At 37.7% G+C, this 12,940-nt stretch carries 11 protein-coding genes and 1 riboswitch; of the genes, 3 read left to right on the top strand and 8 right to left on the bottom strand.

What is annotated here, in order from left to right:
* Window positions 1-366: 366 nt before the first annotated feature.
* The 6 genes from ACP3VS_RS08095 to ACP3VS_RS08070 all read right to left on the bottom strand — a co-directional run bounded on the left by ACP3VS_RS08095 (window position 367) and on the right by ACP3VS_RS08070 (window position 5,973).
* Window positions 367-1,077, bottom strand: a complete 711-nt coding sequence (locus tag ACP3VS_RS08095) for an ankyrin repeat domain-containing protein (RefSeq protein ID WP_080720007.1) — start codon at window positions 1,075-1,077, stop codon at window positions 367-369.
* 142 nt (window positions 1,078-1,219) lie between these two features.
* The gene (locus ACP3VS_RS08090) at window positions 1,220-1,906 is read right to left on the bottom strand and encodes a response regulator transcription factor (RefSeq protein WP_031419648.1); all 687 of its coding nucleotides are present in this window, start codon (window positions 1,904-1,906) and stop codon (window positions 1,220-1,222) included.
* Entirely contained in the window at window positions 1,884-3,362 is a 1,479-nt protein-coding gene (locus tag ACP3VS_RS08085; protein WP_031419647.1) for a sensor histidine kinase, read from the bottom strand. Before ACP3VS_RS08085 ends, ACP3VS_RS08090 begins: the two co-directional genes overlap by 23 nt.
* 182 nt (window positions 3,363-3,544) lie before the next feature.
* The gene (locus ACP3VS_RS08080; protein WP_426388524.1) at window positions 3,545-4,906 is read right to left on the bottom strand and encodes a PepSY-associated TM helix domain-containing protein; all 1,362 of its coding nucleotides are present in this window, start codon (window positions 4,904-4,906) and stop codon (window positions 3,545-3,547) included.
* A gap of 713 nt (window positions 4,907-5,619) precedes the next feature.
* Complete coding sequence (locus ACP3VS_RS08075; protein WP_012293960.1) at window positions 5,620-5,787, bottom strand: hypothetical protein; 168 nt, start codon at window positions 5,785-5,787, stop codon at window positions 5,620-5,622.
* 63 nt (window positions 5,788-5,850) lie between these two features.
* On the bottom strand, window positions 5,851-5,973 hold the full coding sequence (locus ACP3VS_RS08070; RefSeq protein WP_258858684.1) for a hypothetical protein: 123 nt from the start codon (window positions 5,971-5,973) through the stop codon (window positions 5,851-5,853).
* A gap of 30 nt (window positions 5,974-6,003) precedes the next feature.
* A riboswitch (cobalamin riboswitch) is annotated at window positions 6,004-6,192 on the bottom strand.
* A 414-nt stretch (window positions 6,193-6,606) separates the two neighbouring features.
* Between ACP3VS_RS08070 and ACP3VS_RS08065 the strand changes: the two genes are divergently transcribed.
* Both ACP3VS_RS08065 and ACP3VS_RS08060 read left to right on the top strand, forming a co-directional pair.
* The gene (locus ACP3VS_RS08065) at window positions 6,607-6,972 is read left to right on the top strand and encodes a VOC family protein (protein ID WP_426388523.1); all 366 of its coding nucleotides are present in this window, start codon (window positions 6,607-6,609) and stop codon (window positions 6,970-6,972) included.
* A gap of 243 nt (window positions 6,973-7,215) precedes the next feature.
* Window positions 7,216-8,562: a C40 family peptidase gene (locus ACP3VS_RS08060; protein WP_036167966.1), complete on the top strand. Its 1,347-nt coding sequence runs from the start codon at window positions 7,216-7,218 to the stop codon at window positions 8,560-8,562.
* A 49-nt stretch (window positions 8,563-8,611) separates the two neighbouring features.
* Here ACP3VS_RS08060 and ACP3VS_RS08055 read toward each other — a convergent pair whose 3' ends face one another.
* Both ACP3VS_RS08055 and ACP3VS_RS08050 read right to left on the bottom strand, forming a co-directional pair.
* Window positions 8,612-10,000 carry a UDP-N-acetylmuramoyl-tripeptide--D-alanyl-D-alanine ligase gene (locus tag ACP3VS_RS08055; RefSeq protein WP_036167963.1) on the bottom strand — a complete coding sequence of 463 codons (1,389 nt, stop codon included), beginning with the start codon at window positions 9,998-10,000 and terminating at the stop codon, window positions 8,612-8,614.
* 146 nt (window positions 10,001-10,146) lie between these two features.
* Window positions 10,147-11,541: a Mur ligase family protein gene (locus ACP3VS_RS08050; RefSeq protein ID WP_012293956.1), complete on the bottom strand. Its 1,395-nt coding sequence runs from the start codon at window positions 11,539-11,541 to the stop codon at window positions 10,147-10,149.
* A gap of 140 nt (window positions 11,542-11,681) precedes the next feature.
* Here ACP3VS_RS08050 and ACP3VS_RS08045 point away from each other — a divergent pair, with 140 nt between their 5' ends.
* On the top strand, window positions 11,682-12,893 hold the full coding sequence (locus ACP3VS_RS08045) for an ATP-grasp domain-containing protein (RefSeq protein WP_426388522.1): 1,212 nt from the start codon (window positions 11,682-11,684) through the stop codon (window positions 12,891-12,893).
* Window positions 12,894-12,940: the final 47 nt, after the last annotated feature.

The following is a 12,940-nucleotide window of genomic DNA, read 5'->3' as shown; positions in this document are numbered from 1 at the left end:
TTAATTACAATTCCAATGAATTACTATTAATAGCCTTAGCAGATTGCAGTGTAAATGGTGCTATTTTTTTGCAACAAAGCTCTTTACATCAATTTCTGCCCAATGTGAGTACACTTGGTATGTAACACCTTGTTTGAAGGGAAGGTTTGACCTGCAGGTAATCTAAATTGAGGAGCTTATTTTCCAACAGCTGCTTGTGGAAAGGCACATAATTAGCTACAAACTCTTCCCCTTCACTTGTTATCACAGTCACATAGCGATTGCGCAATGAAGTAATAATATCAAAGCGTTGGCCACTTGCATCACGATTTTGACGAGATAAAAGCCATCAAGAGTGAAGCTTCTCGATGGCTAAAGTCTAGTCGTTTATTTTGCTCCTGCTGCAACAAGGATTTCTTCAATCTCCTTAAATCCTTTCTGTTTTGCGTGCTGTAAAGGTGACATATTATTTTTATCTGGAATATTGACATCAGCTCCATGATCAATCAACATTTGAATGGCCGTTTGCTGTGTAGGGTTGCCGTTATTTAATACAATCGCTTCCATTAATGCTGTCCATCCCAGATTATTGACATGATTCACATCGATGTTTGTGGTAGTTAATAATTCCTCAATGACATGAATGTAGCCGTGCTCAGATGCTGGAATTAATGCCGTTCCACCATAACGATTTACAATCGTAGAATCGGCACCTGCTTGAATCGTTAGCTTTAATATATCCAAATAGCCTTCCGCACCCGCATATAAGAAAGGCGTGTTTTTCATATCATCCTGGATGTTCACATCCGCACCTGCATCGATGAGTAATTTCACTGCTTCCACATCCTGATTGTAGGTAGCCATCATCAAAGCCGTTCGATTGCTTGCGTCTTGTGCATTGATATTCACTTTTTCATGTATAACTTTTTTTAGCGATTCTACATCGCTTTTTTCTACCGCTTGAAACAATTGACTCGTCAAATCTGTTGCCATTTCCTCATTTCCTCCTTTATCACGCCTTATGGTCTCCGTATCATTTGAGGCACATCCCTGCAATAAAAATGATAAAGCGATCATAGCTGCTTGCATTTTTTTCATTGGCTATTCACCGCCCTCACTATTTAATTTTAGCAGTCTATGTATAGTTTATAATTCATTGCTAAATTGCCTATTAACCATTTCTTAAAAAAGTCTAAAATTTTCAATTAAAAAAACCTCGTCAAGACGACGAGGCGGTGTCTTACACATTTAAGCGGTAACCTGCACCCCATACGGTTTCTAAAAACTTTGGCTGTGCTGGATCACGTTCAATTTTTTCACGAAGCTTTCGTATATGCACGGTAACTGTGGAAACATCCGCAGCGGATTCATAGCCCCAGTTCCGCTCATATAATTGTTCTTTACTTAATACTTGATTTGGATGTTTGACAAAAAACACAAGCAAATCAAATTCCTTGGTCGTAAAGGCCACTTCTTCACCATTCACCAAAACCTTTCGAGCTGATGTATCGATCGTAAGGCCATGTATAGACATCATATTGTTCGTTGGTTGGTTTGAGGCTAAACGCTCATATCTAGATATATGCGCCTTGACCCTTGCCACAAGCTCACTAGGACTAAAAGGCTTAGTAATATAATCATCTGCCCCTAACCCAAGACCTCGAATTTTATCAATATCCTCTTTTTTAGCCGATACAAATAAGATGGGGATATTGTTCACTGCTCGAATTTGTTTACAAATTTCAAAGCCATTCATTCCAGGAAGCATAATATCTAAAATAATTAAATCATAATCGCCATGAAGCGCCTGCTTCAGCCCCTCATCGCCATGATGCTGAATATCTACCACATAATCATTAATTTCTAAATAGTCTCGTTGGAGCTCTGCTATGCTCACTTCATCTTCAATTAATAGTATTTTTTTCATGATTTCCCCCCATTTCCTCATCCTTTTTCAATGAAATGAAAATGCTCGTTCCCTTTGTTAATTCGCTCTTTGCCCAAATATCGCCACCCATTTCAAGGACGATTTGTTTGGCAATTGCTAACCCAAGACCACTTCCACCTGTTTGAGAATTTCGAGAAGGTTCCGCACGATAAAAACGATCAAATATATGTGGTAATGCAGTAGGGTCAATTCCCGCACCATTATCTGTAACTTGAATGATGGCATCATCTACTCGCTCATGTAGGGAAATAATAATTTGCTTATAAGGTTTATCCATATATTTTTCACTGTTGCTCAATAAGTTGGATAAGACACGTCTTAGCTTATCCCTGTCCACCATAGCAAAAAGCGAAGAGCCTGCTGATATATATTGTAAATGAATATCTCTGGCAATAAAGTCAAAGCTAGCATCCTCCACATAATCATGCATATATTGTTGAAGATTGACACTTTCCATTTGGAACGGAACCTTTTTCAAATCTAATTTCGAGAATAAGAATAATTCATCAATTAACACGTCCATATCCTTGGCTTTCGTATAGATAGTTGTTAAATATTTATCCATTTTCTGTTCAGTATTCGCTACACCATCTTTAATGCCCTCCACATAGCCAATAATAGAGGTCATTGGCGTTTTTAAATCGTGGGAGATATTCGATAACAATTCTTTCCGATTTTCTTCATATTGAAGCTGAATTAGTACAGATTCCTTCAGTTTAACTCTCATTTCCTCAAACGATCGATTAAGCTGACCAATTTCATCATTAGAACGGGATGTAATTTCAAAATCTAAATCACCCGATTTAATCCGTTCTGCCCCTTCCTTTAAGGCTGTGATTGGGTTAATGATACTTCTAGACACTAAATAATTGAGTAAACCGATAATCATCATAAATAAGACAAATAAGATACCTAACAGAATGGGTAACAGTTCTCGCGTGACCTCCGCATGTGAACTAACCTCTCTTAATACAAAGATACTCCCTTCTGTTTTGTCTGGGAAATAAAAATCGAACTTCACATACGTATAAAAGGCTTGATTAATCATAATTGTGTCACGTGAATTAATATTGGTCGCTTCAAAACCTGGTAAACTTTGAAGCAATAGTTGTTGATGCTCTTGTTGTGTTGCATAAACAATTTGATGGTCTTTCCGCACAACAATCTCAATGGAAGGAGCATTTATGGTTTGTAGCTGTTCAATATCTAAAAGCTGCTGGGGATTTTTTTTTGCCAATAATTTCAAATCTAAAAAAGCATTTTCCTCTACCGTTGTTAAAGGCTTTTGGACATAAGACTTTTTGTAAAAATGCTCAATTGCTTTAACATCACCTGTAATGGCAAAGGAAAAAAGAAAAACCGCTGCAAGTAAAAGCGTGATGGCAATCATAATAACGCCCACATAAGATAGCAAAAACCTCGTTTTAATCGACATCTAAATTCCCCCAATAAGCTGAAACTAATAGCAATGTACCATACAAATCTTAAAACTTTATAAAATCGCGCTGAAAAATCTATAAATAATTTTCTGCATCAACATAGTATTCGGCTTACTCCAAATGAAATAAACAACAAAAAAAGATACGACACATTTGGGTTGTGCCGTATCCATTATCTTTATTTAGTTTCTTCTGCTCTTAGTTTCTTTTTGGTTTGCCATCCTAAAATGAAATATTCAATCAACACTACCGCAATCAATGAGGCACCAAACAATGGCATAATAATTCCTAAAATAATAAGGAAAATTACGAAAGGAAGTGAGATTTTATGTGAAATTTGTGGTGGTGCAGATAGCTCACCTTTTTTCCTACGTAAAATCCAAGTGCGAATCCCCCATACAATTACTGCTAAAAAGGCTAAACATACCAGTAAGTTTAACAGCTTATTTGGCCAGCCAAACAAATGGCCTTCATGTAAAGGAATGCCCCATGTAAAGAATTTCGCCAGCATACCATAATCCTCATAGTTAACCTGATCAATAAACTTGCCGCTATATTGATCAAAATACATCGTTGCCTCGTCTGTAGGCTTGACATCAAGTCCTGTTACACCTGAATTACTGGCCTTTGCCACTGTAAATACGCCTTCTTCGTTTGATGGATAAATAATCGAATAAGGTTTGGCAATATTCATGGCAGTTATTTCTTTTTCAAGATTAGCAATGGTCATTTGGTTGTCGTTTGTATAACGGACAGCCCCCCCACCGTGATGCTGTGCATGTTCTCCCTCAGATGATGGCGCCTCTAATTGACGCGTTGCCCATGGAATTTCAGACACATCGGATGTTGGTGGCTTTTGCTGTAATAATGGGTAGCCGAAAGTTGGACTTTCTGACGCTATATTTGCCAATATGGAACCTTGAAAAGCAGACCATAAAAGCCCTGTAGCAATGAACATCACCATGGGAATAGTAATGATTGTCCCAACAAGCGCATGGTATCTCTTACTTTTTTGTCGTTTATTTTCCGATTTGCGCTTTTTCAATAAATCCCCTTTAAACGTCATATAAAGTCCGGATAGTAGTAAAAAGATTGTCCAGCATGCCGCTAGTTCTACTAAATAATTGACAAATGTACCACCAATAAATAATGAGCTATGGGTATTTCTCATAATATTAGAGAATGTATAATTGGCATCCTGACTACCAACCATTTGATAATGATCATCTAAAAATACATACTTCTGTTCATTCCCATTTGATAAAGTTAAACGCGTATTATAAGGCTCTTCCAACATAATCACTTTTGTAGTGGAGTAACCTGCAAATGCTGCCTCTGCTTTTTCCACTGCTTCATCAATTGTTAAGACCTCTTCTTTATGGCTATCGCCAAAAAAATAATCATCATATAAACGATTTTCTACATCTGTAAAAAACAAATAACCAATCCCACTTAATGTGAGAGATAGCAGTAATGGCGTAATACAAAGGGCTGCGAAAAAATGCAAACGCCAAAGCCTTGAATAAAGCAGATTTTTCATTTTTAATCTCCAATCTATTTGATCAAATACGCCTCACCGTAATGGCCGCTGACGTTAGGCTACGGCCAGATTTTGAAGAGGAGCTTGGCTGGAAAGTTCCTCTTCAAAATCTGTGATATCCGATTGAGGCATTATCTTGATTCAGTAGGCGTTTGAACACTTAATAAGCATTCATCACTCCCTTTGAAGGAGGAACCATCTGTATTTGATACTACTTTCAGTACAAACAGTTGCTGAATGAAGATAAATATCAAATTTATTATATAAAGTAAAAGTGAAATATGAATGAAGTCCTAAAGGCGGTTTTATGACAAACAAATGTATTCCTAGTGGTATTATCCTATTTAAAGATGAAACAATCATAGCCAAACAAATGTGGACACAAGTTTAGCTACGATTTAGGAAAGATTTATAAACTCAAATTCACAAGAATTTTACACGGACTTCGATTTTTCATTAATGCTTTAAAGCCTTTCTACGATATCTTCTAAAGCAATTTTGCTTGTCATAACTGCCTGCCCATCGATTACCCCACGTGCCAGTATTCGAATGACCTCTGGGAAAATATTCACGTAAGCGAATTCACTGCTCTCGCTGCTTTCATAGCTTGCAAAATTAATAAGCCATTGAATTTTACGCCTTCCACAAAAATGTTGTCAACAAATGCACAATCAAAAAGGCTACCCCATCAAGAAGTAGCCCTCAAACGTTGATTATCCAATTAATTCCTTCATCACATTCGCGTACGCTGCTAAAATAGATTGCTCATGTGCTGTATCATGCCCAACATATTGTTCAACAAGCTCCTTTAAAGGCTTTGGCTCTTGCATAATTTCTAATTTAAATAAACTTTCATAATACTCAACAACTTGTGGATTCATGTGGACCACTCCTTTAATAATTTACATAAAAAAGACATCTTTCCCTCATTAGAAAGATGTCTTTTATGACAAATACACGACATAATACGATGTTTGCCATATGGAAATAAGCTTTCTATTCTTCATAGAAGCTATCTTTTTAGCAATCATCGTACTATGAGCATGCAGGAGAATTTCTCTAGTCACACTCAACACCCCCTATCCGCGTAGGTTTCTTGGCTGTACTAGATAAAGGCAGGTCTCCTGGCTTATGTTCTTCACACCTTTCACCTTCCCATTACAAGGCGTAACAGTGGTCTCTTGAAATGTGCTCCCATTTACAGTTGCGGGACAGCGTCGGATTTCCACCGATCTTCCCTTTTAAACAAACCCAATTTGGTTTGTACCTCTATCCTATTATTCCGTTTTTATTATTATACCATAAGGTTTGTATGATCTTAATAGATTCAAAAAACTATAGTTTATTTACTCATTCAGCTATTTCATAATATTCTTCATGGTTTCACTTGCATTAAGTAAGACTTTATGTAGAAGTTGATGGGAACGAAGGGCGGCGACTCCTGCGGGAAAAGCGGGAAAGTCGAGATCCTGGACTGAGCGAAGCGAGAGAAGCAGCTCGACCCCGCCCGCAGAAAGCGTCCGCCCGTAGTGGAAATCAACGGCTTTACTTTATTTCATTGTAAAAGAAAAAAGACTGTTGGCAAACTCTCAAATTTTTTGAGTTTGTCTACAGTCTGAGAGTAGACACGACCTTTCATTTCAACTATTTTGAAATTAATCTATAATTAGCTATAAGTATTTGAAACAGGAGGTCTAACTATGATTATTGCTTTACATCATGTGCAAATTACTATTCCAAAAGGGTCAGAGAATCAAGGGAAAGATTTTTATTGCGGTGTCTTAGGTCTGAAAGAAATAGAAAAACCCGCTTCTCTTAAAGGCAGAGGCGGCTTTTGGTTACAGCTTGGTCACCAAGAGATACATGTAGGAACAGAGGATGGCTTTGATCGATTGTCGACCAAGGCTCATATTGCGTATCAAGTTGAAGATATTGATTACTGGAAGAAGAAACTAGCCGAACATCAAATCGAAATAGAAGACTCTGTACCTATCCCCTATTATGAGCGTTTTGAATTCCGAGATCCCTTTGGTAATCGAGTAGAAATCATACAGGCAATTGCCTAAACTGCCCTATTTTGGGCAGTTTTTTTAGATGAAATCCTCCCATATTACAGTTTACTGAAACATTTGTAATATAACTGTAAATTCCTTCGATAAAGCCATTTATAGCAGGCGTTGAGGCACTCCCCCACACCTCCCTGGCAACATTTACCGCCAAGAAGCCCTATATTTTCATGCTACGATTATTTCCAAGGCAAGACGATACAGGAGAAATCCTACTAAACGCTTCAGGAGGTTATTTACAACATGAATAAACGATTTTTATCTACAACACTTGCATTAACCATTGGATTTAGCTCATTCGGATTAGTCCAAACAGCGACGCAGCCAATTCAAGTAGAGGCAGCTACAACAAATGCACAAAACAACGCTCAGGCAGTTGCCGCTAAAGCCAATCAATTGATTCAAACTGGTAAAAGCTTAATGGGTCAAGCGACATATAGCAATACGGTTTACAAGCCTACATATCCTTATAAATTTTCTTGTGCTTCATTTTTAATGTATATCTTCGAGAAAAATGGTGTAGATCTTGGGACGTATAATGAAAACTATATGATTCAACAAGGTACGTATGTAGCACGTAACCAATTACAAAAGGGAGATTTACTATTCTTTAAGAGTAAAAAAACAGGAACTGACCCCGACCATGTAGGTATGTATATAGGTGACAATAAAATGATTCACATGGCTGATTCCAAGCAAAATATTGTGATCTCAGATTTAAATAGTAAACCTTATTATACTGAAAACTATGTATCAGCACGACGCGTTTTACCTACCCTTCTATCTGCCAACCCTGCAACAAAAGGCGATAAAATTGTAGAGAATGCGCTAACGTATAAAAATAAAGCAACGATTAGTTCTTCAACAAATGAATCGAGCCTACGCTTTACAGCCCCAGCATTTGTCGATTTCGTCTATCGTAAAAGCGGTGTGACACTTGGTGCAAAAACGTTAACTGATTTAATGAACCAAGGATCAACGGTAGCTCGTGCAAACTTGAAAAAGGGTGATTTAGTATTCTTTAATAGTGTAGCAGGCTCAAAAAATCCTTCTATTGTTGGGATTTATGCCGGTGATCACCGTATTATCATCCCAAATTCCGATGGTGTGATGACGAGAGTTTTATTAGTTGATTACTATAAAGAACACTATATTACAGCTAAGCGGGTTTTCTCTAACACCCCCTCTGTAAGTGCACCTTCAGCGAATACGTCTGCCGATAAGATTATTGCTACAGCTTCAGGTTTAACTAGCAAAGCAAAATTTGGTTATACGTATAATGAGAGTGCACTAACTTTCACAAGTGCGGGATTTACGTACTATGTATATAACAAGAATGGCATTGATTTAAAGGATAAACTAGCGAGTAAACAAGCTTTAGTCGGTACAAAAGTGCTCAAATCTCAGCTTCAAAAAGGTGATTTATTGTTCTTCTCAACGAATGATGGAGGAGCAACTATCACGCAAACAGGCATCTATTTAGGAAATAATCAATTTATTAGTATGACTACTAACAATGTTGTTAAACAAAATTTAAGCTCCACTTGGGCGCAAAAGAACTATGTTACAGCTCGACGTGTGTTAAAATAACAAGCTTTAAATGGTAGGGTGTCTCAACTATTAGAGACACCCTTTTTATTTAAGATAAATTTTTAAGATTGTTGGCAAATTCAATCATAGATTTACTTGACATCGGTCCTTTTATGAGAACAATGGTGTCCGCGTCAAGCTTTGGTTTCAATATTTCTAAAACACCTATTACATCTTTAAACGTATGAACCTCTGCTTTAGTTCCATCTTTTTTCGCTTGGTCGGCAATTGCCTCTGCCCTTTTGCCAATCGTAATTAATGTATCTATCTGTCTTTCAGCTACTTTGGAGCCAATTTCCCGATGATATTTTTCTTCAAAATTTCCTAATCGCTTTATATCCCCTAGCACAAGAATAACTTTTTTCTCTTTTCCTACTGTATCTAACACTTTCAGGGCTGCCTCGACAGAAGTTGGATTATTGGTCCACGTATCATCAATAATGGTACTGTCACCTAGACCTGTCGTAAATTCTAAATGTCTCGCCATTTGTTTAAAGGATCTTAAACCTGCAATAGCTTGGCGTATAGAAAGTCCCATTTCGCTACAGGCAGCAATGGCGGCTAACGCATTATATACTTGATGCTCACCGTAACCCGGCACAAATACATTGTATTTAGTGTCTGCTACTTCCAGCACAAATTTCATGCCTGTATGAGTAAATTGGATAGCAGAAGCTTTGTAATCAGCCGAATCCTGTAAACCAAATTTAATAATTTTCCCTTTAAATTTTTGGTAAGATATTTTTTCGATGTTAGCATCATCTGCATTAATGATTAGTGTACCATCTGCTCGAATACCCTCTACAATCTCTGCTTTCGCTTTAATATAACCTTCAAGATTGAGACAGCCATCTAGATGGTGAACACCAATATTCGTAATAATGCCGATGGTCGGCTGATAAATCATGCATTGGTGTTTTATGTTCCCTGTATTCCCCAAGCCTAGTTCAAAAATGGCTGCCTGTGTTTTATCATCCACGCCCGTCAAATAGGGTAATGATTGCCTTGGCTCATTTTTACTACTTACAGATGCTTGCACTTGCCAATGCTTACTAGCGATATGTTTTAGCATCTCTTTTGTTGTCGTTTTACCACAGGTTCCAGTCAATGCCACAACCGGAATATGAAAAAGACCACGATAATATTCGATAAATGTCCAATAGGCCTGCGCCACGCTTTTGACGTGTAAAACCGTTGTATTATCTAACGCATTTTTTAACTCAGTAGCTGGTTTATCAGATATGACAAGGGATGGTCCCTTCCTATCAATCTCTTGCCAGTTGATTTTATCACTTCGACTCACAAACATAAGTGTATGACTTTGAGTTAAATCATGTCGATTATAGTAAATTGCATGCTTTACAGACCATTGATCTGATCCATGGATAATTTTCCCCTGCAAGACGCCTCTAATTTTTTGCACACTAATGGATTGCAAGTGTACTACGCCTCCTTTCTTTATCAATCTTGTACATACCTATTCATTCTCTTGATCACGAGTGCTACTTTTCTGATCAATTACTATACCTTATTAGAGTGGTATTCTATGTGACACAGTTAATATCCTAACCATGAAGAAGTGAGCTAAACTGTGGGCGGCGGAGGTTTATATTTAAGCTCAGTTGCTAATTTCGAAACCTGTTCACTATACATATCACCCTTTATGAGGACAATCGTATTTTCATCTATAATCTTCTGCAACAATGGATAAACAAGCGTGCTATTTTTATAGGTATAAACTGGAGCGTTAAAGCCTAATTTCACCGCATGATCAGCCATAATCCGTGCATGCTCGCCAATAGTAATTAGCACATCCACACCAATACGTTGGATTAATTCACCCGCTTGCTCATGTATAATATAGCCCCATGAGCCCAAATCGGTAATCGTGCCAATAACAGCAATTTTTTTCTTTCCATCTCCTAGCTCATTCAACACTTTTAAAGCCGCCTCTAAGGAAGTTGTCGTAATACTCCAGGTATCATCTAAAAGCATAGAATGATTAATGCCTTCAAAGAGCTGTAGTTGTTTTTTCAATTGACGGAAAGATTGGAGTTGATTGGCTGCAACTGGAATAGGTACCCCTATTTCATAGGCCGCTGCAATGGCAGCAAGGGCGTTGTACACTTGATGTTGACCAAATCCCGGTACAAAAATATCATAAGTTTTTCTATTATGGTGCAGCTTAAAGTTCATACCCTTTTGATAATATTGGATATGACTTGCACGAAAATGACAAGAATCATGGATACCCACCTTCACTAAGCGCCCATTAAACTTAGATATATCTAGTTTTTTAGTATTCATATCTTCGGCGTTTATGATGAGGGTTCCTTTAGGTTGAATGATATCTAGCATTTCTCCCTTTGCCTGAATATAGCCTTCAAGCGTCTTACAATAATTCAAATGATGGGCACCGATATTCGTAATAATCCCAATGGTCGGCTTGAAATACTTCCCTGCATTCGTGACATCTCCAGGTGAGCCAACAGCTGTTTCAAATACAGCCGCCTCTGTGTCATCTTCAATATTCAGTAAATATTGCAATGATGCCGTTCTTGAATTACTACTTAATGTCGTTGCTGTCACTTGTCGATCAGCAGAAAGAATATGTTTAATCATCTCTTTCGTCGTTGTTTTGCCTGAAGTACCAGTAATAGCAACAATGGGGATATGAAATTGATTGCGATAAAAGTGAACAAACTTCCAATAGGCCTCATCTACATTCGCAACCTGTATGATAATAATCTTGGTTGGAATCTCTGTGGGCCGATATGCTCTGTCGGTCACTATTACAAGAGGAGAAAGTGGCTCAAGACTTTTCCAATTAACAATACGTTTACTTGTAAAAAGGGCCGTATTGGGCTTTTTCACTTGTTTTAATCGATAAGCACCATGCTGTATCAGTATGTCCTCAGACCCTTGCACTATATAGCCCGCCGTAATCACTGCTAAATTTTTCACCGAAAGAGGCTTCATATTTTTTCTCCCTCCTTTCTTTTCTAGTATATGTAACCTCTTAAAAGTTGCTTGGATGTAGACAAGATACACAACTAGAAGAAAACTATTTCTTTGCATATATATAAAGGTGATTAAGTATCTAAGTACCAATAGAAGGAGTGATATACCTGAAAGCGATTGTATTTATCGGTACAAACAAATCCGGGTCTAGTCGTGAAGCAACAAGAGTAGCAGAAAGATTAGGCTATTTCACAATACTTTTCACCAATAATGAAAAACAACTTCAGCAGCGCCGATCTTACCCCGATATTCATAGAATGATTCTCATTGATACTTTGAATATCGAAAGAATGAAAGAGGAAATTGATAAACTAGGGAAAACCGGATTAGAGATAAAAAGTATCGTTAGTTTTGTTGATCCATTTGTTCATATTGCTTCCATGCTATGTGATGAATTTTGTCATAACTACACATCCTCTTCCGCAATTGAAATCATGGAGGATAAAGAAAAGACTAGAAATCATTTGAAAGACCAACCATACTCACCAAAATTTTCGCTCATGAAACCTAATGAGCCTATTGCAAAAAATTTAACATTTCCATTAATCGTGAAATCACCAAAGTCAACAGGTTCCAAAGATGTACTATTAGCAACGGATGTCGACCAGCTTCAAAACCACCTCAAAGCATTGCGTAGTAAAAATCCCTATGAAACGATTATGATTGAAGAATATTTGGAAGGCCCTCAATATTTAGTAGAGGCGGTTGTATATCAACGGCAATCACATATAATTGGCATTATTGAACAGGAAATTACCCAAGGGAAACGGTTTATCATAACAGGCTATGGCGTTTTAGTGAAAGCCCCTTTGGATATTCAGGCAGGCATTGAGGAAGTTCTTCAGTCCATTGTCAAAGCATTTGATATAGAAAATGGCGCTCTCCATTTGGAACTCCGATTGACAAAAAACGGCTGGAAACTCATTGAGATTAACCCAAGGATTTCTGGAGGTGCCATGAACAACATGCTTCAAGCGGCACTCGGATTTAGTTTAGTAGAAGAAACATTGAAGCTTCTGCTTGGCGAAGAGCCTAACTTTCAGCCTAGACATAAAAAATTTGTTTACACAAAATATGTCATTGTAGAAAGCAAAGGAATTTTAGAAAAAGTAATTGGTAGAACAAGAGCGACAAATTCAACGGGAGTGGTCGAGGTTTATGTTAAACCAAGGAAAGGTACATTCTTAACCCCTCCTTTATCAATGGGTCACCGCTATGCCTATGTCATAGCACAAGGGTCAACCTTATCGGAAGCTCGGAATCATGCAACAAATGCCGCCAAAGAAATCAAATTTATTTTAAGAGTATGAAAAAAAACCCCGAATAATTGCCGCTTGCCAGTGGACAGTTACTCGGG

The organism is Lysinibacillus sp. VIII_CA, from assembly GCF_049943995.1.
GTDB lineage: Bacteria > Bacillota > Bacilli > Bacillales_A > Planococcaceae > Lysinibacillus > Lysinibacillus pinottii.
Note: the sequence above shows the minus strand (reverse complement) of the source record. Positions and strands in the feature narration are given on the sequence as shown.

Coding starts and splice junctions, on each gene's coding strand:
- ACP3VS_RS08095 (WP_080720007.1), bottom strand. CDS start 1,077: ATGAAAAAAATGCAAGCAGCTATGATCGCTTTATCATTTTTATTGCAG.
- ACP3VS_RS08090 (WP_031419648.1), bottom strand. CDS start 1,906: ATGAAAAAAATACTATTAATTGAAGATGAAGTGAGCATAGCAGAGCTC.
- ACP3VS_RS08085 (WP_031419647.1), bottom strand. CDS start 3,362: ATGTCGATTAAAACGAGGTTTTTGCTATCTTATGTGGGCGTTATTATG.
- ACP3VS_RS08080 (WP_426388524.1), bottom strand. CDS start 4,906: ATGAAAAATCTGCTTTATTCAAGGCTTTGGCGTTTGCATTTTTTCGCA.
- ACP3VS_RS08075 (WP_012293960.1), bottom strand. CDS start 5,787: ATGAATCCACAAGTTGTTGAGTATTATGAAAGTTTATTTAAATTAGAA.
- ACP3VS_RS08065 (WP_426388523.1), top strand. CDS start 6,607: ATGATTATTGCTTTACATCATGTGCAAATTACTATTCCAAAAGGGTCA.
- ACP3VS_RS08060 (WP_036167966.1), top strand. CDS start 7,216: ATGAATAAACGATTTTTATCTACAACACTTGCATTAACCATTGGATTT.
- ACP3VS_RS08050 (WP_012293956.1), bottom strand. CDS start 11,541: ATGAAGCCTCTTTCGGTGAAAAATTTAGCAGTGATTACGGCGGGCTAT.